Below are 25,993 nucleotides of genomic sequence, written 5' to 3'. Positions count from 1 at the left end.
TCTTATTAAAATTTCAAAGGAGATTTCTCTTAGCAAGTTCTTTTCTTAGGCTATCTCCACGTCTTTCGATACTTATCTCAAAGAGGCCCATTTGGCTAAAGCCGTAAGACTTACATGGTAAATTATTTCTTTCCAGGGCTAATGTCATGGCTTTTTCGATTCTTTCTTTATCCTTATTTCTTAGAAAATCAATTACAATCATTCCCCCTATATTACGGAGGCTAAGCTCTTGTACTATGGTATCTACGAGAGCGAGGTTTATATTTTCCAAGTACTTATCCTTATTATTTTTAGATTTTTTGGATGAGGAATTTACATCTATTACAGTAAGGGTCTCAAGTTCTTCAATTATAAGCGATAGGTCCTTATAATAAACCCTCTTATCCTTCAATTTTTCTACCAGGTCAGTAAATTCTCTTAGCTCTCTCAAGTCGACCTTATTGACTTCCATATCCCTATTAGCTTCCAAAAACCTATCTAGTTCTGACCTCTTGTAGAGGACTTTGGGGGTTGGGTAGAATTTTTCTTCATTTATCAGTTTTTCCTTGAGGTCCCATAGGTCCTTAGCTTTTTGTTTATCCTTAGCCTTCCCCTCCTTTAGCCAGGGTCTTTTTCTTAGAGGGTACCTCCTTACCTGGTAGGAGTCATTTTCTATGGTGAAATTCAGGCTTCCTTGGGGGAGCTTGCCATTGGCCCCTTCTTTTACATATTGGACTATTACATTATCGCCTACCTTGTAGGGAATGGATGAGTTTAGGAAGATGTCCTTACCCTTATCGTATTCTACAAAATAGGCATTGAGGGAGTCGATTTTATTTTTTACCCTTCCCCTATAAATATTATTTAGGTCATCAGAATAAAAGTTCAATTTACAAATATTGCCCTCGGATATGACTCCGAAGGCTTTTTCTTTTTCATCTACAAATATATAAGACATGCTATCTAAATTTCATCTTTATTTTTTCGAAAAAACCAATTTTAGGAACTACCTTGCCCTCACCCCTTACGAGGGATCTTGCAAGGTCAACTAGGTTGCTATCTTTCTTGGCAGTCCCTAGGTATTTTTTGCCATAGGATTCGATTTTTTCCTTCATAGTTCTATCATCAAAGTCAGGATCTCCTAGGATATAGAAAAATTCTTCCTTAATATCAATAGGCATAGAGGCACTTTCGACTATTCTAAGAGACCTTTTTTCTTTGATTAAGTCAAAATCTAGGCTGTCTATGATGATATTTTCATAGGGGAGATCTGCTAATAATTTGCTAAAGTCTTCCCCACTAGGCTGATACTTATCAGCAAGGAGGGGAGCAATTATAAAATTAGCTTCATCTCTCTTTACTATTAAGTCATCTAGGTCAATTAGACCCATAAAGTAATCATAGATGTCATAGGCAAAAATCCCATCCATACCAAAGTAATCTTCTATATTTTCATCATTTCTTTTGTTTGATATGAGGATAGTTTTACTTGATTTTGCTAGGTCATTAGCAAGGGCAACTGCAAATTTCACTCTCGCTCTATCATTATCAGAATTAATTACATATATCATAAGTCACCTTCGGCTGCATCTGTGGTTTCGGTAGTTTCATTCACTTCTTCACCAGCGCCCTCTTCTACCCATTCTTCCTCTCTCCATGGATCTCCATGGTCATGGTCTAAGCTTTCATCGGCTTCGTGGCCACTATGACCAAACTCACTTTTGTTTACATCAGACTTGTCATCATTATCATTAGAAATATTGACATTTAGGTCAAAGTATTTTCCTATAATATCCCTCATAATAGGTGAAACATTATAGGATGTATCTCCTTGAGTAAGTATAATTGATACAGCTATTTGAGGATCATCATATGGCGCAAATCCTATCATCCAAGCATAAGGATAATAGTCACTACCATCTTCGTTTTGACCCTCAACTTCTGCCGTTCCTGTTTTAACTCCTATATCAATAGGTAATTTGTTAAGGATAGGATTGTTCTTAGCTACTAACATGGTTCCATATTTTATGTCTTCCAAGTTGTTGTAGTCTTTAATGTCGATTTTTTCCCTTTGAGGAACATTTTCGAAAAGAACCTCATCAGTCTCATGGCTGGCTATTTTATTTATCAAGGTAAATTTATTTAAATATCCCCCATTAGCTATGGTAGACATAGCCCTATTCATTTGAGCTGGTGTGTAGGAGTTTTGTCCTTGGCCTATAACAATGTTTAGCATATCTGTAATATCCCAGCTTGCTTGATTCAAATAAGTAAATTTGATTGTATCTGCAAGTCCTGCTCTTTGCCCTTCATAGATTCCTATAGGTTCATAGCCCTTATCTTCGAGATAGTCGATTATCTCAACCCTGGTCCATCTTTCTGGATCATCAGCAAAGTTTACTATTTCTTCAATATCAGCATTAAATTCATCCCTTGTTTTCTTAACATCATCTTTTAGGAAGAGCGATAGGTTATTTTTTAGGTATTTTCTAAGCATAGCCTTGGTAACTTCTACCTTCTTTCCTACACTTGGTATATTACCAGATGTTTCGTTAGGTATGTTAATCTCAAGACCAGTTCTTTCTCCTAGCCCCAGTTTCTCTGCAGTAAGTCTTATATCATTTAACTCTAATTTGACTCCAAGATCTGTTTCATCTCTAGGGTTTTTGCCTAAGGCTAGGGTGTAGAAGTAGTAGTTACAAGAGTCTCTCAAGGCCCCATAGAGGTTTTCTTCCCCATGAGTTTGACCAGTTTCGGTCCATATCAAGCATGAGAACCTCCTACTTCCTATATCCATAAAGCCATAGCAATAGTTTGTTTGTAGAGGGTCTAGTCCCTTTTCTAAGGCTGCTAGAGATGATACCAACTTGAATGTTGAGCCTGGCATTACAGCTGTTTGGGTCGCAATGTTTAGCATTGGTCTAGGCACTAATGGACCAGATCCTTCATCTACTTGGAGGGAATCCCAGTCAGATGATGAAACTCCCGTCGCAAATATATTTGGATCGTAGTTTGGATATGAAGCCATGGCTAGGACTTCACCAGTATTTACATCTGTAACAACAACTGCCCCACTTTCTGCATTAGGAGCTGGATCTATGGCATTGAAGCTACCATAATCAGAAGTATAGGTTTTTCCTAGTCTAATTGAATCTAGGACATTCTTTAAGGAGTCTTCTGCTTGTTTTTGAAGGTCCTTATCTATTGTTAGGTAGATATCATCTCCTGGTTTTGAAGTAGTTTTGGAGATGGTTTGGCGTCTATTTCCACTAGAATCTACAGTTACTAGGCTCTTACCATTCTTACCCTTGAGGTTATCTTCATAGGCTTCTTCTATACCAGTCTTACCTATGATCTCATCTCTTAGGTATCCCCTATCATCTACATACTTATCTAGCTCATCTGATGTAGCGATTGGTCCCATGTAGCCTAAGATATGGCTAGCTAGTTCCCTATTTGGATAGGATCTAATAGGAATTGTATCGACAACAACTCCCGCTGATGAGTCGATTTTTTCTTCTATCTTTAGGACAGTTGATTCGTCCAGATTATATACTACATTTATTGGTCTATATCCATAGTTACCTTGCATATTTAAGGTGTTATCAATAGTTAGTAGTCCTACTGCCTCATAGTCATTGTATTGGTCGATATTGTTTATTTTTTTGAGGTAGGCAAGGATTTTTCCTGCATCAGCTTCATTAGCAAGGATCTCTACAATGTCCTTGGTAGAATTTGTCTTATCTTTTTGGGCATAGTAGGTATAAAAATCCTTCTCGTCCTTATTAAAGGTATAAGTCCAGTCTTCTGGGTCATCCTCAGTAATATCAATATTTGGGTAAATATTTGCTGTTGTATTTGAATTTTGGGCCATATATTTTATATCTTCTGATAGGATCAAGTCCTTTAAAAGACCATTTTCATCAGCAAGTTCAGCAAGTTTTGCTACAGGGGAGCCTGCGTCAGGGTTTCTAAAGCGAACTTCTACCCTATACTCGTTTTGATCATCTTCTTTTTCTGTTATAACTTCTGTTTCAAAGTTTGGATAAATTCCCTTGTTAGATAGGTTCTCTATCAAAATATTGGCAGGGATTATGTATTCTCCCTTGTCATTTACAGAAGCCTTGGTCAAGAGGTCTTCTACAGTAGATTTCTTGACTATTTCATAAAAATCATCTGCCGGGGCTGAAGCAAAGTCGATATTTTCATAAATCTTGTGGAGCTTAGCCTTCTTTTCTAGGAAATCTTCATCATTTTTGCTAGCATAATCTTTTAGAACTAAGTCACCCAATAAATCATTTCCTGCTAAGAGATTGTAGGCCAGTTTTCTTGCATGGGAATTTTGAAGCACTGACAAGATTACAGATTCATCCTTGCCTACTTCCTTGGTTATTACATCTAGGGGATCTTCCTCTATGGTGTGGCCTACTTCCTTTAATTTTTCCTCAGCATTGTCCTTGTAGGTCAAGCTTACCTGGTCTTCACTTTGTCCAACATGGATAGGTAGGACAATTCCTCTTTTTCTAAGGGCTAAGAGGAAGGTCTTGGCTGTTTCATACTCAATTCCATCGTTCTTGTAAGATGAGCTTATGAAGTCCCTAATCAAGTCATTATCTATGATGAGATTTACTACCTTATCTATAGGCATATCATCTTCTCTAAAGTAATCTTCTTCACTCTTGTACTCAAAAGAGTTTAACCTAATTGGGAAGTCTTCTGTGTAGTTGACCCCGTCTTCTTCTAGGATATCTACAAGCTCGGATATGTTTTTAGTTCTATCTTCTTCATCCAGGCTTGTCAATTGATCCTTGTATAGGGAAACTGCAAAGGATGGTATGGATGTAGCGAGGATATTACCATTCCTATCGTAGATATTACCACGGCTTGCTATATCGTCTATCTCCTTTACCTTCCTATTATCAGATAGATCCCTATAGTAGTCCCCTTGGACTAGCATTATTTTTGATAGTCTTGCAGCAATTATTACAAACAAAATCACTACAAGGACTTCAATAAAGACCAGTCTTTTTTCTTTTCTATTATTCATTTAAACACCTCAAATTCTATAAGTTGGAATATACATAACCTTCTTTACTATTGAGTAGTAGATAAAATATATTAATCCGTTTAGGATAGCTTCTACAAAAATACCTAGAGGTAGGTAGGCAAATATTTCTATAGCCTTTTTACCTAGTAGGTAGTAGATTAGTGAAACTAAGATAAAGTTAATTACACTGGCAAGGATGGTTAGACCTAAACCTGAAAGTCTGTCCTTCTTTGCCTTAAATCCAGCCGCTCCTACCAAATAGCCTATCAAAAAATATGACAAGGCCCTAACCCCTATCACAGGAGTTAGGAGAAAATCCTCCACAAGTCCTAGTAAAAGGGCAGAATAGCCTCCTACCCTTTCTCCCAAAAAGACTGCAAGAGCTACGATGGCTGGGATAAAAATATTTACATTAGCTCCAAATATATCTATCTTTGAAAAGACCGATGTTTGCAAAATAAAAGATATTAAAAGTATTATAAAAGTCTTAAACTTATTCATCGCCCTCTCCTTGGTAATCTTCGTTTTCTATAACTTCATCCACATTATATTGATCGGTTTGTTTCAAAATCAAAACTCTATATAGGTGGGAAAAATCAACTGGTGATGTAACAGTAATATTTTTCCTAAGGGCATCTTCACTCATAGTTACATTGCTAACTGTACCTACATAAATTCCCATAGGATAAACTCCACCAAGACCTGAGGTCAAGAGAACATCCTTAGGAGCAACTGTACTATCCACATCTATCATATAGCCTTGGATAGTCTTTTGGGTAAAGTTATCCAACACTCCATAGTCTCCGCTGGCAGAGTTAATAAAAGATACATCATTTGACTGACTATTGATAGTCTCTACCCTTGAAGTTGTTTGGTAGACTTCAGTTACCTTGCCAACTAGACCTGTGTAATATGAAGAATCTCCTACGGCTTGAAGGATTATATCATTTACCTCAACCCCATCTACAGCTCCCTTATCTATAGTGAAATTTTTGGTCATAGAGTTGGTATCTGTATTTATTACACTTGCCTTCATGTAGGAGTTTGGACTTTCGTCTACTGCTCTTCTTTCCATTTCCAAAAATTCAGACTTAGCTATTATTGTATTTAGCTTAGCATTTTCAATCTCTAGGGCCTTATTTTCTTCTTCAAGTTTTGATACAGCCTCCCTAGTTTCCTTGGAACCTAGAGTTCTCTCGAATTGCTCTATAACTTGAGAAGATATAGAGTAGCTTAGCTTCTCAATAGGGGCAAAGATTGTGTTGGCTATATTGGATCCTGTTTGATTTAATTTTTCTGTTTGGGAAGATACCACTATAACAACAAGGAGGATAACAACTGTTGCTACAAAGCCCTTCCTATCTTTTTTCTTTCTTCTATATGCCATGTGAACCTACTTACGATACTTCGCGTACCTATCTGGATCCTCAAGGATTATTGCACAACCTCTGATTACATCCTCAAGAGGATTATCTGAATATGAAACCTTTAAGGAAAGCTTAGATGATAAGTATTCTGTTAGGCCTTGTAAGATAGCTTGTCCTCCTGTTAAGAAAATCCCCTTATCCTTAATATCCCTAGATATCTCCGGAGGAGTTTTCTCCAAGACTTCTACTATCATTTCATATACAGAGTCTGCATAGTCAAGAGCTATCTCCTTTAGAGATCCACTATTTACTTCTACTTCCTTTGGCATAGCACTTTCGAGGTCTCTACCCTCTACCTTAAGTGTCAAAGATTTATCCCTAATCCTTAGAGATAGGATATTATTTTTGACTTCTTCTGCTGTATTCTTACCGATTTCAAGTTTTAGACTATTCTTAAAGTAGTCTCCTATCCTCTTGTCCAAATAATCTCCACCCTTACTTATGGACTTGGCACTAATTATGCCATTAAGGGCAAGGGTCGATGCTTCGCTAAGACCTGCACCAAGGTTTACCACTAGACTTGCACTAGCTGTATCAGGATCAAGTCCTATCCCATAGGCTGCAGCTAGGTTTTGGTCAACCAAAATAACATCCCTAGAGCCAGCATAAAGGGCTGCATCCTCTAGGGCCCTAGCCTTTACATCAGTAATTTGGTTAGGAACAGCTATCAAAGTCCTTGGCTGAACCAAGCAAAAGCCTGGGTTTATCTTCTTAAAGAAGTAATTTAAAAGGGCCTCAGTTAGGTTAAAATCAGTTATAACTCCATTTTCTATAGGCCTAACTACATGGACCTTGTCATGGGTCTTACCCAACATTTCCTTGGCCTCAGCTCCCACCTTCAAGACCTTGGTATTATTCTCATCCAAAAGCATAAAGGAAGGCTCATTTGCTATTAGCCCCTCATTTTTTTTATAAAGTAAAATATTGCTAGTACCTAGATCTATAGCAAAATCCTTAGCAATTATTCTAAATTTCATATCCACCTCTTACAATTTTCCTTCTCTTTTAAAACTATAGTAGTCATTATGGCCTATAATTATATGGTCTATCACATCTATATCTAGAATTTCTCCTGCCTCTTTTAGCCTCTGGGTTACTAGATAATCTTCTTTCGAAGCACTTGGGTTGCCACTTGGATGGTTATGGATTAATATAACACCATTGGCAGATTTTTTGATAGCAGGCTTAAAAACTTCCCTTGGGTTTACAATTGTTGTATTAAGGTCCCCAATCGAAATTAATTCCTTGGAAATTATTACGTTCTTACTATTAAGTAAGATTACATAAAAATACTCCTTCTTGGCAAATTCTAGCTTATCCCTCATTATTTCATAAGCATCTCTTGGCGAAGTTATAGCCTCAATCTTCCTAGCTAAAATCTTCTCATTTACCCTAATCCCAAACTGGAGGGATGCGACAATCTTACTAGCCTTGGCAGCCTTGATGCCACCTATCTTAGATAGCTCTCTTACTTCTATATCCCTAAGTTCTTCATAGGAAAAACTATCCAAGATTTCTTGGGCAAGCTCCAGGGCGTTTTTCCCCTTAGAGCCTGTAGAAATAATAATGGCCAAAAGTTCCTTTTCTGATAAACTTTCAAAGCCCTCATTAATTAGCTTCTCTCTAGGCCTTTGATCCGGATCCATCTCCTTCATCAACTTTGTCATCGTATTTTACTCTCCCAATTTTTTCCATATGCCTTATCAGGTAATTTGAGCTTAATCCAACAAAAAACCCACTAAATGTTCCGATGAAAACTAATAGTGGGAAATAGTAATACATTTTAATATTTTCCATAACTATAACCGAAACAAGCACCTGCCCAAAATTATGGAAAAACGCCCCTATCTCACTAACTCCTATAAAACTAAAGGACTTATCGAGTCCCTTTAAGGCTAGGTTCATAGAAATAGAAGCAAAGATTGCCCCTGTTAGTGAAAAGAAAAAAGAAGTTACAAATCCAGTTATAAGGACTAGCAAAAACGACTTCATAATCCCAATTACAAGCGCCGATTTGAATCCATAAAAATATAGGCTTACTAGTAATATTATATTAGATAATCCCAATTTTGCACCCGGAATTGGTATGGGCAAGGGTATATAATGCTCGATAAGGGATACGGCTAAGGCCATGGCAGTAAGGAGGGAAAGGTCTGTTATTCTTTTTATACCTCTTGCCATCTACCTAACCACCTTGTCTATACTATCGCCCATGTGAGCCTTGTCATTTACATTATAAATTTCCAAAAACAACCTATGAGGTAGGCACACTATGGTCTCGCCAACATTGGATATTGGTGCCATGTGAGTACAAATAAGATCTGCACAGTCAGCGTCTGATACTTCTGCCTTACCTCCAGATATTCTTACTATATTATAATGTCCGCCATAATTTATTCTAAACTCCTGATCAGTATCAAGAGAAACTTCTTTGATGATTTTTGAATCTTGCTCTATTCTTAATACATTTCCCCTAATCCCACTTGTTATAAAGGAAATAAAGAAGCTCAATCCCAAAGAAAAAATCATAAGAAATCCTATTATAAAGATATCTCCTTTTTTTAATTTCATATTACACCTCAGATTTTAGTGTATCATTTTACCTTATATTTTGTCAATTTGAGTATAAAAAAACTACTGTGAATTTTACTCCACAGTAGGTCTTTCTTATTCAAAAATTTCTATACACTTGTTTGGACATTTCTCTTGAGCTTGTTTTAATAATTCAAGATCAAAGTCATCTCCCCAAACTTCCTTGGATAAAAAGTTATCCATCTTGAAGGCTTCTGGATAAGTTTTGGCACATATTGTACAACCTATACAAGAATTGCTACAATTTGCCCTAGCATCCTTACCCTTATCGTGGGATGAGCAGATAACGACTTGCTTTTGCTTAAATGGCACAAGATTTATAATTTTCTTAGGACAAACACTGACACACTTGCCACAGGCAACGCACTTAGACCTATCTACCTTGGCAACTCCATTTTCTATATGAATTGCATCAAAAGGACAAGCTTTCTCACAAGTTCCACAGCCTAGGCAGCCATAGTTACAAGCTTTCTTGCCCCCATATAGGGCAATTTGTGCCCTACAATCTTCTAGACCTGAATAAGTAAATTGGTCTTTGGCTGCATCACAATTACCATCACATTTTACAACAGCTACCTTCTTATCATCAGATCCACTAGCTTCAAGTCCCATAACAGCAGCAACTTCATCTGCTACAGCCTTACCCCCTATGGCACATGCATCGACTGGGGCTTCTCCCTTGGCAATGGCTTCTGCTAGACCATCACATCCTGGAAAACCACAGGCACCACAGTTTGCACCTGGTAAGGCATTTCTGACTTCTTGTTCTTTAACTGATTTTTCTACATAAAATTTCTTGCTAACTACCCCTAGTAAAGCTGCAAATAAGAATCCTAGGGCAGCTAAGACTATTACTGGTATTATTATATTCATTCTTATCCCCCTAAGCTAAGCCTGCAAATCCCATAAAGGCGATTGCCATAAGACCTAGTGTTACTAGGGTAATTGGCACACCCTTGAAGGTTTCAGGTATAGAATTATACTCTATCTTTTCTCTTATATAAGCGAGTATCATAATCGCTAATAAGAATCCTACTGATGCTGATAGGGCATAAACTATTGTTTCTAGTAGGTTATAAGAATTGTCTATTACCTTTATAGCTACACCCAATACTACACAGTTGGTAGTAATAAGTGGAAGGAATACTCCCAAGGCCCCATATAGGGAAGGCATAGATTTTTTCATAACTGTTTCTACTGCTTGTACCAAAGCAGCTATTACCAAGATAAATACAACTGTTTGTAAGTATCCGATATTTAATGGATTTAATATGTAATATTGAATTACCCAAGTTATGATTGATGAAAGTGTTATAACGAAGATTACGGCAAGGCCCATTCCTCTAGCTGTTTCAACCTTACTTGTTACACCCAAGGTAGGACAGATTCCCAAAAATTGTCCTAGTACATAGTTACTTACAAATATAGTAGCTATTATTATTGAAAATAAATTTCCCATAGTATCTCCTATCTATTCTTTGCTCTTTTGATTGCATTAAAGCCAGCAACTAACATTCCAAGAATTATGAAGGATGATGCCGGTTGTTGTAAAAATCCTATAGTATAAGCTTCAGGGATTATCCTTGCTCCAAATAAGGTTCCTGCACCAAATAGTTCCCTAAAGAAGGCAAGTAATGAAATTGCAAGGGTATAACCAAGTCCTTGACCTATACCATCTATTATTGATGCAAGAGGGCCGTTTTGTGAAGCAAATCCTTCAGCACGGGCTAGGATCAAGCAGTTTACTACTATAAGTGGTATAAAGATACCCAAGGATTCATCAAGAGCTGGTAAGTAAGCCTTGATTAGCATTTGTACTATTGTTACGAATCCAGCTATGATTACTATGAAGGCTGGTATTCTTATTTCATCAGAAATGAAATTTCTTAGTAGGGAGATAACCAAGTTACTCATAACTACTACAAAGATTACCGAAATTCCCATTCCTACGGCATTTGCCAAAGATGAAGATATGGCCAAGACTGAGCACATACCTACAGTTTGAACAAAGACTGGGTTATTTGAGAAAATACCATCTCCAAATACTTTTCCCAAATTTGCCTTAGGAGTTTTCTTTTCTTTTTTAACTTCTACTTGTTTTTCCATAATAACTCCTATTCTAATTCACCTATAATTGAAGCTGCATCATTTATACCCCTAACAATTGTTCCGGTAGAAATTGTAGCTCCTGTTATTCCAACGATTTGATTTTCTTCTGTTGTTTCGCCTGCAGTTACTTCGCCATCCATATTTACTCCGATCATTCCTTCTTTGAAGAAATCTTCTTCCATATTTTTACCAAATCCTGCAGATTCAGCATGGTTAAGTGGGGCAAAGCCTGTTATATTGTGCTCACTATCAACTCCTAGGAGGAATTCTATATCTCCACCATATCCACCTGGTGATAGGATTTGGAAGACATAGCCATCGCCATTAGATCCTGTTGCCTTGTAAACTTCTACTATAGTATCTGGTTTATTAGCAAGTTCAGCTTCTTCATAGGTATCTGCTGGGAATACTACTCCTAGGGATTCTTGAAGTTGTTCTTGGGCCTTAGCTTCTATAACAGGTGCTGTTAGCATGTTAGTTAGAGCTAGGGCTAAGGCAGTTACAGAAGTTATTAAAAGTAGTTTTAAACCTAATTTAATAGAATTATTCATTTACTTCTCCTTTTTAGCCTTACCAAAAGTCTTTGGTCTTGTGTAATTTTCGATTATTGGTACTACCAAGTTCATCAATAGAATTGAATAAGATACACCCTCTGGGTATCCACCGAAGGCTCTAATTACAGCTGTAAGTAAGCCTGCTCCTATTGCAAAAATATATTGACCCTTGATTGTGATTGGTGTTGTTGTATAGTCTGTAGCCATAAAGAAAGCTCCAAGGAGTAGTCCTCCAGATAGGATGTCTTTTGGCAAGCTAGCTACTCCCTTGTTGAAGATAGCTAGGAATATCACTGTAGTTAAAATATATGTAAGTGGTATTCTTATGTGAATTACTTTTCTTACTAGTAGGTAACAAGCACCTATCAAGATTGCTAGGGCTGATACTTCACCGATCACTCCAGGAATGTTTCCTAGGAAGAGATCCATTAGTGAGAAACTATTTGGATCTGATAGTGGTGTAGCTCCTGTTAGCATTGATACATCGCCTACAGTTGCAAGGGCTCCCTTTCTTGCTGGTGGTATGAAGGATGTCATTGATTCTGACCAAGATGCCATCAAAAAGGCTCTTGCTGCAAGGGCTGGGTTTACGATATTTTGTCCCAAACCACCAAAGAACATCTTAGCTATTACTATAGCAAATACACCACCTATAGCCATTTGCCATACTGGTAGGGTAAAAGGAACATTGTATGCCAATAAGATTCCTGTTACTACTGCAGATAAATCACCTATTGTTACTTTTCTTTTTGTTATTTTTTCAAATATAAGTTCTGATAACACACAAGCTAGGATAGATACTGCGATTAGTATTGCTGCCCTATAGCCAAATTGATAAACTCCTACGATTCCTGCAGGAATTAGGGCGATTATTACATCAAGCATATCTCTTCTAACTGTATTAGAGCTTCTTAAGTGAGGAGAAGCTGTTACCAATAATTGCTTTTTATTTTCCATGTACTCCTCCTATTTTCCAGTTTGTCTTATTTGTCTCTTACCAAACTTGATCGCTTCAACTAGAGGTCTGTTTGATGGGCAGACAAATGAGCAGGATCCACATTCTATGCAGTCCATTATGTCATATTCTTGGGCTTTTTCAAATCTCTCATCTAGGGAGAACTTGTGAATATATAGAGGTAGTAAGTTTACTGGGCAAACATCTACGCACCTTCCACATCTTATACATGGGGATAGTTCTAGAGGTTTTGCCTCATCGCTTCCTAGTACTAGGATACAGTTACTTGCCTTCTCTACTGGTCTATTTAGATCAGCTTGGGCAATACCACACATTGGTCCACCATTTATAAGTTTTGCTATATCATCGGCTCCACCGGCTTCATTGATAGCATATTCAAATTCTGTTCCAATCCTAACTAGCATATTGGTAGGATTTTTTACATTTTTTCCTGTAACTGTTACTATCCTCTCATAGAGTGGTTTGTCCTTGTAGAGGGCTTCATAGACTGCATATACTGTTGAAGTGTTTGATACTATAACTCCAACATCCATTGGAAGACCACCACTTGGTACTTGCCTATTTAGGATAGCATCTATGATTCTCTTTTCATCTCCTTGAGGGTACTTGGTTTCAAGGGCTACTACTTCGATATTCGAATTACCTAGGCTACTTACTGCTTCCTTCATAGCCTCGATTGCCTTTGGCTTATTATCTTCTATAGCTACGATTCCTTTTTTTGCATCTACTGCCTTCATTACTTGAAGAAGTCCCTTGAGGATTTCACCTGATTTGTTTTTTAGTAAATAGTCATCGCAGGTTATGAAAGGCTCACACTCTGCTCCATTTACTATTACTGTGTCTACAGGTTTGGCAGGTGTGTATTTGATATGGGCTGGAAAGGCTGCTCCTCCCATTCCTACTATTCCTGCAAGCTTAATTTTTTCGACAATTTCTTCTCTTGTTAGCTCGACATTGCCTTTTTCTATGTATTCCTTATTTTGGTCATAACCTTCTGTATCAATTACGACTGCCTTAGCATCCTTGCCAGATGCAGTTTGGATATCGATAATGTCTTTTACCACTCCTGCTACTGAAGAGTGAATATTGCTAGAGAAATTGCCGACAGCTTCTCCAATAAGCTCTCCTACACTAACTTCATCTTTCTTTGCTACAAGACATTTACTAGGCGCACCTATATGTTGAGTTAGGGGAATAGTTACGAGTTTTGGTATGCTCGCAACCTTAAGCTCACTACTTTCAGTGAGCTCCTTATACTCAGCCATATGGACACCGTTTTTAAATGTCACGGTATTAAGTGCCATATATTTCTCCTTTGTTTTTTTAATCTCACATATTAATTATAAATGAAATCTGCTTTTTCTTCAACGTTTACAAAATATTATTTAATATATCACCCACAAAGACCTTGAAATTCCTTATAGCTAGCCCCCTAAGATCACTAAGTTCTTCATCAGTAGGCAAGGCTTTACTATAGAATTTTTTCATAACTTGGTAGTTGCTATTGACCCTGCTGACATATTGACGAGTTTCCTCAAAGGGGATATCTAGGTGGTTGATATTATCTGGATCGATTATTCCATCTTCAATCCACTGATCAACATTACCCACACCACCATTGTAGGCCGCTAGGGCTAAGTCTATATCGTTGTAGTAGTTATAGAGATAGTTAAAATATCCTACACCCAGATCCAAGTTATAGTCAACATCATTTAATTTTTCTGGGTAATAGTCAATACCCGCAAGCTCTGCACTATGCCTTGCGGTATCTTCCATGAGCTGCATAAGTCCATTGGCTCCCTGTCTGCTTTGAGCTTCATTATCAAAGTCAGATTCTACCTTGATGATAGACGCTGTTAGGAGGGGATCTATATTATACTTATCGCTATACTTATATATCTCCTCTTGGTAGTCAATTTGAGTTCTTGATGCATTGTAGGCTATGACGCCAAAGCTTATCGCAAATAAGATTACAAGGCCGAGGGCAATAAAGCCTAGGGCCTTTCCAATAAATTTTATAACCTTCATCAAAAGTCACCTCTACTTAATAATTTATCAACTTCTTCTTCTAGCTTATCAAAACCATGGCTATTGTCAATAATTATATCAGAATTTTCCTTCATAAAGTTTAAATCTTTCTGGCTTTGGATCTTGCTAAGGGCATAGTCATAGTCAATCTTATCCCTTTCCATTAGCCTTTTGATCTGAACTTCCCTATCTGCTACAACTAGAATCACCCTATCAGCATCAAAGTCATCCCTAACTTCAAAATATAGGGGCATTTCTATAAAAACATTCTCGACATTAGCCCCTGCCACCTGCCTATCTATCTCTGCTAGGATATTGGGGTGGGTTAGCTCATTTAGTAGGAGTCTCTTTTCTTTATCTGCAAAAATTATTCCTCCAAGTTTTTTCTTATCCAAGGTCTCCCCATCAAAGGCCTCATCAAAGGCCCCACTAGCTTTGATAGCTTGGTAGTTGGCTCCATCCTTTTCTAAAAGCTCTCGATTGACCTCGTCAGCAGAGATTACCACATGGCCTTTTTTTCTAATGATGTCAGCTAGGGCAGACTTGCCTGATGCGATTATCCCGGTTATGACTATTTTATTTGGACTCATACATGCTATCCCCTGTGTCTATATCAACTATCAAAGGAACTTCCAATTCTACTGCATTTTCCATAGAGTCTTTCAAAATCTCCATAGCCTTATCCTTATCTTCAAGGCTTGCTTCAAGGATAATTTCATCGTGGATTTGGAGGATGATCCTTGCATCTATCCCTGCTTCCCTTAGGTTCTTATCAGTTTCGATCATGGCAATCTTTATAATATCGGCAGCTGAGCCTTGGATAGGGGTATTGAGGGCTACCCTTTGACCAAAGCTTCTCACATTGAAATTCTTTGATGAGATTTCTGGCACATACCTTCTTCTCTTAAAGATAGTCTCAACAAAGCCATCTTCCTTGGCCTTCTCCACTACCCCATCCATATATTCTTTTACTGAAGGAAAGGATGCCATGTAGTTATCGATATATTCCTTGGCTTCCTTCCTTGGGATATTGAGGTTTTGTGACAAGCCATAGTCGCTTATCCCATAGATTATTCCAAAGTTTACTGCCTTGGCCTCTGACCTTTGCCTTTTTGTCACCTTATCAAGTGGAGTGTGGAAAACCTTGGATGCTGTTTGAGCGTGGATATCTTCTCCTTTGATGAAGGCCTCCATCATGTGCTTATCCTTAGAGAGGGATGCCAAGATCCTTAGCTCGATTTGGGAATAGTCTGCATCAATAAGGATTTTCCCTTCCCCTGCCTTAAAGGCCTTCCTAATTAACCTGCCCTCGTCAGTTTTTATTGGCAAGTTTTGGAGGTTCGGATCTTGGGATGAGAGCCTACCAGTTGAGGTTATGTTTTGCCTAAAGGTTGAATGGATCTTGCCATCATCTGCTATTGAATTCTCAAGACCTTCTATATAGGTGGACCTTAGCTTAAATAATTCCCTATAGGCTTCGATTTTAGGAATTATAGGATGCTTATCCCTTAGTTTTTCTAGAACTGACGCATCAGTAGAAAAGCCTGTCTTGGTTTTTTTGATAACTGGTAAGTCCAAGTCCTTAAATAAAACTTCCCCTAGTTGCTTGGTAGAATTGATATTAAATTCTGATCCTCCTAGCTCATAGATTTCTTTCTTTAGGTCATCTATCCTAGCATCTATATCTTCCTTTAGCTCTTCTAGGACATCAGCATCACAGACAAATCCAGATAATTCCATGTCGGCTAGGACCTTGCAAAGCTTAATCTCAATTTCCTTATAGAGATCGTACATATTAGCCTTGTCTAGCTCATCAACTAGCTTATCCTTGGCATCTTCTAGGGCTGTAAGGTTGGCTGCCATAAAGACTCCCAGGGCATCATCATCCAAGTCCTCAAAGCGTTTGGCCTTCTTCCCCTTGCCGAGGAGTTCTTCCCTGCTAGATACATTATAATCAAGGTAGGACTCACTAAGGAGCTTGATGTCATAAGAAGACCTGGAAGGATCTAGGAGGTATTGCATAAGCATTAGGTCATCAAAATCTAAACTCAAGTCAATCCCAGCCTTAGCAAGGAGAACTATATCTTCCTTAATATCAAATGAAGTTTTTATAATCTTATCATCTTCAAAAACTTTCTTGAAGGCTTCCACAAAGTCCTCATCAAAGTCAGCTAGATAGGTCTCCCCACCCTTGACCTTGATGGCAATTTTGTAAATTTCACTTCCTAGATATCTTTCTCCATCAAAAACAGACTTGAAGGTAAATTCTCCCGCCTTTTTGATTTTTTCAACTAGGGCCTTCCTATCATCCAAAATCTCATAGGCAAAGTCCCTTTCTTCCTTACTTGATCCACTAGCCCCCATCTCTTCCAAGAACTTATTAAAATTATACTTAGAAAACTTCTCCCTCAAGGACTCATAGTCAGGCTTTATTACCTTTAGTTCTGCTAGGTCATAGTCAACTGGAGCATTGGTTACAATGGTACCGATCTTCTTACTCATATAGGCAATGGCCTCTGAGTCGATTAGGTTTTGCTTGGTCTTCTTGCCAGATACTTCGTCTATATGCTCATATAATCCTTCAAGAGACCCATACTCTTGAATGAAATTAATAGCCTTCTTAGGACCTATCCCATCTACACCAGGAATATTGTCAGACTTATCCCCCTCAAGACCCTTTACATCTATAAGTTGCTTAGGGGTCAAGCCATATTCTTCCTTTATGGTCGCCACACTATATTCCTTGGTCTCGCTAACTCCCTTTTTGGTAAGGGATACGAGGATATCATCATCTACCAATTGCAAGTAATCTCTATCCCCTGTTATAAGGATAGAAGCTAGACCCTTATCCTTTGCCATAGTGGCATAGGTTCCTACTATATCATCAGCCTCAAAGCCATCTAGGTCAGTATATTTTACATTCAAAGAGTCAAGAATATCCTTCAAAATCCCAAATTGGTAAGAAAGCTCACTAGGCATCTTATCCCTAGTTCCCTTATAGTCTTCAAACTCTTTGTGCCTAAAGGTCTTTGATGCCCTATCAAAGGCAACCAAAATATAATCAGGCTTGTATTTATCATAGGCGCTCTTAAACATAGTCAAGAAGCCATAAACTCCATTAGTCATAACACCGTCATTGTTGGTAAGCTTAGGTAGGGCAAAAAAGGCCCTAAAAATCAAACTAGAACCATCAATCAACATAATAGTTTCTTTCATACAGTCTCCTTTAAGTCTATCTGATCAAATCATAAACCACTCTTACCTTATATTCTACTTGTTAAAAGGGAAATTGTTAACAAAAATATAAGCATCTTTGAAGAGAGAAAAATTATCTTTATAGGCAGAAAAACATTAAACTATGTAGGCATTATTTTATGGTAGAATATAAGTAATAAAATTTTAAAACCACAAAGGAAGAATATGAAAAAAAGATCTGTTCCAGAAATATTTGAAGAGACCATCCTTGACCTATCCAAAAATAAGTCCTTGGACAAAATCACAGTAAAGATGATAGTAGAGGAAAGTGGTCTCTCCCTACAAAGCTTTTATAACTACTACTTAGACAAGGATGACCTAATCTTATCCATTCACAAAAAAGAGGGAGATAGATTAATCAAGGATTTTGAAGATGAGAAGATAAGCCTTAGAGAATTGATATATAATAACGCCAAGTTTTATTTTGACCATAAGAATTTTATGCTAAATGCTATAAAGCATACATCAGGCCAGGACTCCTACGGCCTTACTTCTGGAAAAAATGCCTATAAAGTCCTAAGAAATTACCTACTCAAGAAGAAAAATATAGAAACTTTACCTAAGAATATAGATTTTTTCTAAAGATGTCAGTTACTGCCAATGTATGGATCTATGCCTATTGGGTTGAAAATATGGAAGATCTTAGCCTAGATGAATTTACCGACCTCATCTTTGAGGCCCTCCCAGTTAGGCTTAGGGACTATATGGTTAGTTGATGATTTGTCGAATTTATCAAAAAGTTGATTAATCTTAAAAGTTATGAATTGTTATTAATTATCTTTATCATACAATATACCTATAAAACACGAAGAATAAGAGGAGGATTATATGAATAAAGAACAATTAATACAAGCCCTACAAGCAATAGTAAGTGGTCTATCTAACCAAGCAGAAATGCACATGTTCCAAGGTAAGATTTTTGAAGACCAAGAGTTTACTAAGCTTGCAGAAAAATATACAGACCATGCCGCAGAAGAAAGAGAATTCCAAAGAAGATTCATCCAAAGAATTTTTGATTTGGGTGGAGAAGTTAGCCTTGAAGCTCGTGAACCAATAAGCTTATATAAAGATCCAATCGATTTTATCAAGGCTGACTACGAAATTTCTAAAGAAGGCCTAACAGGAATTAAAGACCTTACAAGCTCAGCCATAAGTGATCACACTACCTATGACCTACTCAAGGAATACTATGCAGACGAAGAAGATGATATGCTATGGAGCGAATCTCAACTTGAACTAGCAGAAAAAATCGGTAAAGAAAATTGGCTATACGCCCAATTATAATAAATATATTTTGCTAGAGTTAGCTACTACCCTAACTCTAGTTTTTTATTTAAACTTATCTATATTAAAGCTTCCCATTATTATGGATACAAAAAACTCTAAAAGCAGTTTCGCCTTTAGAGTCTTTGTCTTAATTATTAAAATATGCCTTCCACTTGTTTTCGAAAGTCCAATTATAATCGCCCTTTTTCTCATTGTCCTTATACTTATCAAAGTCCTTGAGGAGTTTCTTGAAGGTATTGGCCATCATAATTAGGGCTATTATGTTTGGTATTACCATCAAGGCATTGGCTGTATCTGCTACATTCCAAGCAAATTTTAGCCCACCAATTGAGCCAACAAAGCAGCATCCTATATAAAGGTATTTAAACAGAGATTCTAGCTTAGTTGAGCCGGTGAGATATTTTACACATCTTTGGCCATAATAGCACCAAGATACCGCTGTTGTAAAGGCAAAGAGGATTAGAGCTAGAGATACCAAATACTTTCCTAATGGTATCGTTTTAGAGAAAGCATTGGCAGTGAGTGATGCTCCATTAAGGTTAGGGTCAACCCAGAGACCACTTGTAATTATAACTAGGGCTGTCATGGTACATATTATCATAGAAGATACAAAAACTTCTATAGATCCCCACATTCCTTGTCTAACTGGGTGGTCGGTGTGGCTTGTTGCGTGGGCCATAGGGGCAGTTCCAAGTCCTGCTTCATTGGAGAAAATCCCCCTAGCAAGTCCCCATCTCAAGGACATAAGCATAGTCGTTCCTGCAAATCCTCCCACAGCTGAAGAAGTAGTGAAGGCTCCCACTACTATTCTCTTAAAAGCTGGAATAATGAGGTTGGCATTGGCAAACAAAATCACCAGGCAACCCAAGACATAAAATATTGACATAAAAGGCACGACTTTTTCTGCAAAAGATCCTATTCTCTTAATTCCTCCAACAACTACCAATAGCATAAAGATTACTATCAAGACTCCTATTAGAGGAAGGGATAGGCCTGTGATATTATTAATAGATTCAGACATTGAATTTGCTTGAACCAAGGCTCCTGTTCCAATTATCGCTATAAAGGCAAAGAATGAGAAAAGCTTCGCCAGAAACTTAGATCCTGCCCCCTTGGATATATAATACATAGGACCGCCTATATAATTACCCATCTCATCACGTTCTCTTGTGGCAAGGGCCATGGTAACTTCAACCATCTTAGTAGTCATACATACAAGGGCTGCAACCCACATCCAAAATATAGCTCCTGGACCTCCAAAACTTATTGCCGTAGCTACTCCTACAATATTACCCGCCCCTATAGTTCCTGCAAGGGCTGTAGATACAGCTTGAAAAGGGGATATAGAATTTTCATCGCTAGATGAATCCTTAACCAATCTTCCAAAGGTGTTTTTAAAAATATAGATAAAATTTCTAAAAACCCAAAATTCTGACTTATATAATAAGTATATCCCACCAAACAACAAAACTACGATCATCGGGATTCCCCACAAAAAATCGCTCAGCTCTTCATTTAACTTTATAAGCTTAGCCATAATCAAACCTTTCCTTCTTAAATAAACTTATTATCCAATTAAGTAAAGATTAACCCGGAAAAATCTCTACACTTAAAAGCTCTTAATCAATTTTTGTTAATTTTTAAACTTATACTAAAAGAGGTAGCCCAAAGAGCCACCCCTTAAAATTCATCCGTTGATTTCTTCAATTAATTTGGCAATTGACTCTTTTGCATCTCCTAATATCAACCTTGCCTTAGAATCTTCATAAAGAGGATTGTCGACCCCTGCATAACCTGATTTGGTATCAAAGTTTAGGACAAAGACCTTGGAAGCCTCGCTTACATTGAGCACTGGCATTCCGTAGATTGGAGTTCCTTCAGCTGTGTTGGCTGCTGGGTTTACTACGTCATTTGCTCCGATTACTATTACCAAGTCCTTATTTTTGAAATTTTCGTTTGCTTCTTCTAATTCCTTAAATTTGGTGTAGTCTATGTCTACCTCTGCCAAGAGAACATTCATATGTCCTGGCATTCTTCCTGCTACCGGATGGATGGCGAAGTCTACCTCTGCTCCCTTTTTCTCCAAGGCTTCCATTAATTCTTTCACCTTGGCTTGAGCTTGAGATAGGGCCATTCCGTAGCCTGGGACTATAGTTACTTCTTTTAGATTATCGTAAGAAAATTTATCATTAGAATTTTCAACATTTTTTCCTAAATTAGGATTATCATTTTTGATCTCATCAAGTAATATAGATATAGATTCTTTAGCATCTCCTAATATTAACCTAGTATTTTCATCTTCATATAGAGGATTTTCTACCCCTGCATAACCTGGTTTTTTATCAAAGTTTAGGACAAATATTTTCTTTGCCTTATATATATCCAATACTGGCATTCCATAGATTGGGGTTCCTTCGGCTGTATTTGCTGCTGGATTTACTACGTCATTTGCTCCTATTACTATTACTAGGTCTGTATTTTCAAAATTTTTGTTTGCTTCTTCTAATTCCTTAAATTTTGTATAGTCTATGTCAACCTCTGCCAGCAATACATTCATATGGCCTGGCATTCTTCCTGCTACCGGATGGATGGCGAAGTCTACCTCTGCTCCCTTTTTCTCCAAGGCTTCCATTAATTCTTTTACCTTGGCTTGGGCTTGGGATAGGGCCATTCCGTAGCCTGGGACTATGGTTACTTTCTTTAAGTTATTATAATCGAAAGAATCACTAGCTACTCCTACAACTTCGCTTACTGGTGTAGTATTTTCATTTCTTATTTCAGATAAAAGTGTTTCTATAGACTCTTTAGCATCGCCTAGGATTAACCTAGTATTTTCATCTTCGTAAAGAGGATTTTCTACCCCTGCATAACCTGGTTTGGTATCAAAGTTTAGGACAAATATTTTCTTTGCCTTATATATATCCAATACTGGCATTCCGTAGATTGGGGTCCCTTCGGCTGTATTTGCTGCTGGGTTTACTACGTCATTTGCTCCTATGACTATTACTAGGTCAGTGCTTTCGAAGTTTTTATTAGCTTCTTCGAGTTCCTTAAATTTGGTGTAGTCTATGTTTACTTCTGCCAGCAATACATTCATATGGCCTGGCATTCTTCCTGCGACTGGGTGGATGGCAAAGTCTACCTCTGCTCCCTTTTTCTCCAAGGCTTCCATTAATTCTTTTACCTTGGCTTGAGCTTGGGATAAAGCCATTCCATAGCCCGGGACTATGGTTACTTTCTTTAAGTTATTATAGTCAAAGCTATCAACATTAACAGGAGGCACGCCTACTGCTACAGATTTTTCATTTCTTATTTCAGATAAAAGTGTTTCTATAGACTCTTTAGCATCGCCTAGGATTAACCTAGTATTTTCATCTTCATATAGAGGATTTTCTACTCCTGCATAACCTGATTTGGTATCAAAGTTTAGGACAAATATTTTCTTTGCCTTATATATATCCAATACTGGCATTCCATAGATTGGGGTTCCCTCGGCAGTGTTGGCTGCTGGATTTACTACGTCATTTGCTCCTATTACTATTACTAGATCTGTATTTTCAAAGTTTTTATTTGCTTCTTCTAATTCCTTAAATTTTGTATAGTCTATGTCTACTTCTGCCAAAAGAACATTCATATGTCCTGGCATTCTTCCTGCTACCAGATGGATGGCAAAGTCTACCTCTGCTCCCTTTTTCTCCAAGGCTTCCATTAATTCTTTTACCTTGGCTTGAGCTTGGGATAAAGCCATTCCATAGCCTGGGACTATAGTTACTTTCTTTAGATTATCATAAGAAAATACATCTTTTATTTCTTTTTCTATTTCCTTATTTTCTACAACTGGTACACTTGCCTTAGTTTGGGTCTTCTTGCTAGGCTTCTTGGTGCTTGTTGATCCTATTAGGATATCTATAAGTCTCCTATTCATTGACTTACACATTATTTGTGTTAGGATAAGACCACTTGCGCCTACTATAGATCCTACTGATATCAATAGAGGGTTAAATATTACCATTCCTGATATGGATCCTGCCACTCCTGATGTAGAATTTAGTAGGGATATTACAATAGGCATATCTGCCCCACCAACTCTTATTGCAAATAATATACCAAATACTACTGATAAGATAGACACTATAAGTATTGAGAAATTTGTTGGTAATATATTCATTATGGCAAGAAGAGATATTACTATACTTGCTATTAAACTTAGGTTTAATAAAATAGAATGACCTCCAATTATAATAGGTCTTCCATTTATAACCTTAGCAAGCTTAAGGGCTGCCACCACACTTCCAACGAAGGTTACGATACCGATAAAGATAGCAAGCATACCTGTGATAGCCACAAACTTATCTTCCATATTGATAGATATTATAGCAACTATGGCACTTGCCAGACCTCCAAAGGCATTTAATAGGGCAACTGTTTGAGGCATTTGTATCATGGATACCTTGACCGCCATATAGTAGCCTATAACAAAACCCACGATAATGGCTGCCCATATCACAGGCTCTGATAATATTTCGAACTTAAAAACAGTGTAGATTATAGCAACAAGCATGGCAAGGGCTGATAGCCTATTACCAAACTTGGCATTTTGAACCTTACTCATGGAATTAATTCCAAAGAGTATAACTAAAATAAGGATTCCTAAAATTATCATATTAGTCTCCTACTTGTTAGAAAACATTTTCAACATTCTGTCAGTAACTTTAAAACCTCCAACTACATTAAATGTCGCTAGAACAATAGCTATAAAGCCAAAAATCTTGCCCCGAGTTCCTAAATCTTGTGAAAACACCACTAGGGCACCAATAATGGTAACCCCAGATAGTGCATTCATCCCACTCATCAAAGGAGTGTGTAATAAACTTGGAACATTCTTGATAATTTTATAGCCTAAAACCATTGACACAACAAATAAAACTATGGAAATCAGAGGTTTTGCCAGTGGATTTAGTAAAAAGTTCATTTAATCACCTAAACCCATTGCCTTCTTAGCTCCCTTATGAACAATCTTTCCTTCATAAGTAGCAAGTGATTTATAAACTATTTCATCTTCTAAATCAAATGATGGCTTGTTATCCTTGAACAAGTAAGATACTAAATTATAAACATTTTGTGAGAACATCCATGTTGAAGATGTTGGAAGCTCACCTGGTATATTCTTGATACCTACAAGAGATACACCGTATTTATTTCCTATTTCTCCTGGAGGAGTTATTTCACAGTTACCACCTTGGTCTATAGAAATATCAACTATTACAGAACCATCCTTCATTTCCTTAACCATATCTTCAGTGATAAGGGTAGGTGCAAGCTCACCTGGTACTAATGCTGATAGGAATATAATGTCTGCTTCTTTTACATGCTCTCTTAGGACTTCTCTTTCCTTAGCAAGGACATCATCTGGTAGGCCTAGGGCATAGCCACCTTCTCCAACTGCAAGCTTTGGATCAACTCCCAAGTCAATAACTTCCGCTCCCAAGCTTCCTGCTTGCTCTGAAGCATCTGGTCTAATATCAGCTGCCTTAACCTTAGCACCTAGTCTCTTTGCTGTAGCAATAGCTTGAAGACCACCTACTCCAGTACCTATAACTAAAGCATTAGCTTGCTTCATCATACCAACTGCTGAGAAAATTTGAGGTATAAATTTTGTAAGTAGATTTGCAGCAATTAGAATTCCCTTATATCCTGCGCATGTTGACATTGAAGTAAGGGCATCCATATTTTGCGCACGGGAAATTCTAGGAATTCCGTCCAATGTAAATGATATTACTCCTTTTTTAGCCATATTCTTAACCATCTCATGGTTAGCTGGTGCTGCTGGATGGATAAAAGTAATCAAATACTGACCTTCATGCATAAGATCAACTTCGTGAACATTTAACTCTTCATTGAATAACGGTTCTTTAACCTTCAAAATTATGTCAGCTCTTTCATAAATTTCCTTAGGTGAATCTATAATCTTAGCTCCAGCTTCCTTATAGTCTTCATCAAAATAGTGAGCTCCACTTCCAGCATTTGTTTCTACCAACACTTCAAATCCATCATTAACATACTTCTTTACAGATTCTGGTGATGCTGATACTCTAGCTTCGTCGTGCATAATTTCTTTTGGAATTCCTATAATCATAATTTCCTCCTTTTAATATAATACGTTTTCAAGATGCACAATCATGATTTAAAGAAAAATAAAAACTTTCAACAAATTTAACATTTCCTTAAATACCAATGAATTTCACCTCTTAATATAATTGTACCCTACCACAAATTATTTCAACCAAGATTTAATTGAGAAATCATTTGCTTACATCTTAATTATGACGAATTTATGAAAATATACAAGTTTATATCAATACTTATTAAAAGTAGTTTTTTTATCTATTTAATAATTTTTCACTTTAATTTTATAAACTAATATTATTCTGAGTAAAATAAAATTATGAGCTAAATTAATATAAAAGCATTTCTCTAAACACTGGTATTTTTAGCAAATAAACCGACAAAGTATATAAACCTCTAAAGTATTTATGTCTGGATTTTGTTAATTTCTTTAGAATTGAAATGAATAAATAGTGAAAATAAAATCATAGGGTTCAAAAGTGATTTGAATTAAAATAAATTATATTTTTTTTGAAATTTTTAAAGAATTTTTGACTATAATTAATATTTTCTAGTCTATAATCTATTCACGGGGTCAACTTATTGATTTTCATTATTAAAATTTATTATTAGG

General features: G+C 37.1%; 25 protein-coding genes. 3 read left to right on the top strand and 22 right to left on the bottom strand.

The features are described from left to right. Positions 1 to 13 precede the first annotated feature (13 nt). The 18 genes from MUN42_RS04620 to polA all read right to left on the bottom strand — a co-directional run bounded on the left by MUN42_RS04620 (position 14) and on the right by polA (position 17,928). Entirely contained in the window at positions 14 to 937 is a 924-nt protein-coding gene (locus tag MUN42_RS04620) for a ribonuclease E/G (protein WP_243343261.1), read from the bottom strand. Between the two features lies 1 nt (position 938). Next, the gene (locus MUN42_RS04615; protein ID WP_243343260.1) at positions 939 to 1,550 is read right to left on the bottom strand and encodes a hypothetical protein; all 612 of its coding nucleotides are present in this window, start codon (positions 1,548 to 1,550) and stop codon (positions 939 to 941) included. Next, on the bottom strand, positions 1,547 to 5,026 hold the full coding sequence (locus MUN42_RS04610; RefSeq protein WP_243343259.1) for a penicillin-binding transpeptidase domain-containing protein: 3,480 nt from the start codon (positions 5,024 to 5,026) through the stop codon (positions 1,547 to 1,549). The genes MUN42_RS04615 and MUN42_RS04610 overlap by 4 nt, the downstream gene beginning before the upstream one ends. 9 nt (positions 5,027 to 5,035) lie before the next feature. Beyond that, positions 5,036 to 5,527 carry a rod shape-determining protein MreD gene (mreD, locus tag MUN42_RS04605; RefSeq protein ID WP_243343256.1) on the bottom strand — a complete coding sequence of 164 codons (492 nt, stop codon included), beginning with the start codon at positions 5,525 to 5,527 and terminating at the stop codon, positions 5,036 to 5,038. Next, the gene (mreC, locus tag MUN42_RS04600) at positions 5,520 to 6,413 is read right to left on the bottom strand and encodes a rod shape-determining protein MreC (protein WP_243343254.1); all 894 of its coding nucleotides are present in this window, start codon (positions 6,411 to 6,413) and stop codon (positions 5,520 to 5,522) included. Before mreC ends, mreD begins: the two co-directional genes overlap by 8 nt. 6 nt (positions 6,414 to 6,419) lie before the next feature. Beyond that, the gene (locus MUN42_RS04595) at positions 6,420 to 7,430 is read right to left on the bottom strand and encodes a rod shape-determining protein (protein ID WP_243343252.1); all 1,011 of its coding nucleotides are present in this window, start codon (positions 7,428 to 7,430) and stop codon (positions 6,420 to 6,422) included. Between the two features lie 9 nt (positions 7,431 to 7,439). After that, a complete protein-coding gene (gene radC / locus MUN42_RS04590; protein WP_243343250.1) occupies positions 7,440 to 8,120 on the bottom strand; it encodes a DNA repair protein RadC in 681 nt (226 codons plus the stop codon). After that, positions 8,077 to 8,634, bottom strand: coding sequence for a Gx transporter family protein (locus MUN42_RS04585; protein WP_243343248.1), 558 nt, complete (start codon positions 8,632 to 8,634; stop codon positions 8,077 to 8,079). The genes radC and MUN42_RS04585 overlap by 44 nt, the downstream gene beginning before the upstream one ends. Continuing rightward, complete coding sequence (locus tag MUN42_RS04580; protein WP_243343247.1) at positions 8,635 to 9,024, bottom strand: NusG domain II-containing protein; 390 nt, start codon at positions 9,022 to 9,024, stop codon at positions 8,635 to 8,637. A gap of 96 nt (positions 9,025 to 9,120) precedes the next feature. After that, positions 9,121 to 9,918 carry an RnfABCDGE type electron transport complex subunit B gene (locus tag MUN42_RS04575; protein WP_243343246.1) on the bottom strand — a complete coding sequence of 266 codons (798 nt, stop codon included), beginning with the start codon at positions 9,916 to 9,918 and terminating at the stop codon, positions 9,121 to 9,123. 10 nt (positions 9,919 to 9,928) lie between these two features. After that, the gene (locus tag MUN42_RS04570; protein ID WP_243343245.1) at positions 9,929 to 10,504 is read right to left on the bottom strand and encodes an RnfABCDGE type electron transport complex subunit A; all 576 of its coding nucleotides are present in this window, start codon (positions 10,502 to 10,504) and stop codon (positions 9,929 to 9,931) included. Positions 10,505 to 10,512: 8 nt separating this feature from the next. After that, positions 10,513 to 11,151 carry an electron transport complex subunit E gene (locus MUN42_RS04565; protein WP_243343244.1) on the bottom strand — a complete coding sequence of 213 codons (639 nt, stop codon included), beginning with the start codon at positions 11,149 to 11,151 and terminating at the stop codon, positions 10,513 to 10,515. Positions 11,152 to 11,159: 8 nt separating this feature from the next. Continuing rightward, a complete protein-coding gene (locus MUN42_RS04560; protein WP_243343243.1) occupies positions 11,160 to 11,705 on the bottom strand; it encodes an FMN-binding protein in 546 nt (181 codons plus the stop codon). Beyond that, a complete protein-coding gene (locus tag MUN42_RS04555; RefSeq protein WP_243343242.1) occupies positions 11,706 to 12,665 on the bottom strand; it encodes an RnfABCDGE type electron transport complex subunit D in 960 nt (319 codons plus the stop codon). Positions 12,666 to 12,674: 9 nt separating this feature from the next. Beyond that, entirely contained in the window at positions 12,675 to 13,988 is a 1,314-nt protein-coding gene (rsxC, locus tag MUN42_RS04550) for an electron transport complex subunit RsxC (protein ID WP_243343241.1), read from the bottom strand. A 67-nt stretch (positions 13,989 to 14,055) separates the two neighbouring features. Beyond that, positions 14,056 to 14,712: a lytic transglycosylase domain-containing protein gene (locus MUN42_RS04545; protein WP_243343239.1), complete on the bottom strand. Its 657-nt coding sequence runs from the start codon at positions 14,710 to 14,712 to the stop codon at positions 14,056 to 14,058. Beyond that, complete coding sequence (gene coaE, locus MUN42_RS04540; protein WP_243343237.1) at positions 14,712 to 15,302, bottom strand: dephospho-CoA kinase; 591 nt, start codon at positions 15,300 to 15,302, stop codon at positions 14,712 to 14,714. The genes MUN42_RS04545 and coaE overlap by 1 nt, the downstream gene beginning before the upstream one ends. Then, positions 15,289 to 17,928, bottom strand: a complete 2,640-nt coding sequence (gene polA, locus MUN42_RS04535) for a DNA polymerase I (protein WP_243343235.1) — start codon at positions 17,926 to 17,928, stop codon at positions 15,289 to 15,291. Before polA ends, coaE begins: the two co-directional genes overlap by 14 nt. A 204-nt stretch (positions 17,929 to 18,132) precedes the next feature. On the opposite strand from polA, the gene MUN42_RS04530 reads away from it, so the two are divergent. From MUN42_RS04530 to MUN42_RS04525, 3 genes are all read left to right on the top strand, one after another. Then, positions 18,133 to 18,549: a TetR/AcrR family transcriptional regulator gene (locus MUN42_RS04530; RefSeq protein WP_243343233.1), complete on the top strand. Its 417-nt coding sequence runs from the start codon at positions 18,133 to 18,135 to the stop codon at positions 18,547 to 18,549. 2 nt (positions 18,550 to 18,551) lie between these two features. Then, entirely contained in the window at positions 18,552 to 18,683 is a 132-nt protein-coding gene (locus tag MUN42_RS09785; protein WP_279323796.1) for a hypothetical protein, read from the top strand. Between the two features lie 112 nt (positions 18,684 to 18,795). Then, complete coding sequence (locus MUN42_RS04525) at positions 18,796 to 19,251, top strand: ferritin-like domain-containing protein (RefSeq protein WP_243343231.1); 456 nt, start codon at positions 18,796 to 18,798, stop codon at positions 19,249 to 19,251. Positions 19,252 to 19,381: 130 nt separating this feature from the next. On the opposite strand, the gene MUN42_RS04520 is transcribed toward MUN42_RS04525, so the two are convergent. The 4 genes from MUN42_RS04520 to MUN42_RS04505 form a co-directional block, all read right to left on the bottom strand. Further along, positions 19,382 to 20,791: a sodium:alanine symporter family protein gene (locus MUN42_RS04520; protein WP_243343229.1), complete on the bottom strand. Its 1,410-nt coding sequence runs from the start codon at positions 20,789 to 20,791 to the stop codon at positions 19,382 to 19,384. Positions 20,792 to 20,941: 150 nt separating this feature from the next. Continuing rightward, the gene (locus tag MUN42_RS04515; protein WP_243343228.1) at positions 20,942 to 23,917 is read right to left on the bottom strand and encodes an NAD(P)(+) transhydrogenase (Re/Si-specific) subunit beta; all 2,976 of its coding nucleotides are present in this window, start codon (positions 23,915 to 23,917) and stop codon (positions 20,942 to 20,944) included. Positions 23,918 to 23,926: 9 nt separating this feature from the next. Continuing rightward, positions 23,927 to 24,226 carry an NAD(P) transhydrogenase subunit alpha gene (locus MUN42_RS04510; RefSeq protein ID WP_243343227.1) on the bottom strand — a complete coding sequence of 100 codons (300 nt, stop codon included), beginning with the start codon at positions 24,224 to 24,226 and terminating at the stop codon, positions 23,927 to 23,929. Continuing rightward, positions 24,227 to 25,390 (bottom strand): NAD(P) transhydrogenase subunit alpha, encoded by a 1,164-nt coding sequence (locus MUN42_RS04505; protein ID WP_243343226.1) that lies wholly within the window; start codon positions 25,388 to 25,390, stop codon positions 24,227 to 24,229. Positions 25,391 to 25,993: the final 603 nt, after the last annotated feature.

The sequence above is a fragment of the Anaerococcus sp. AGMB09787 genome (assembly GCF_022808955.1).
GTDB lineage: Bacteria > Bacillota > Clostridia > Tissierellales > Peptoniphilaceae > Anaerococcus.
This window is presented reverse-complemented; position numbering and strand designations above follow the sequence as displayed.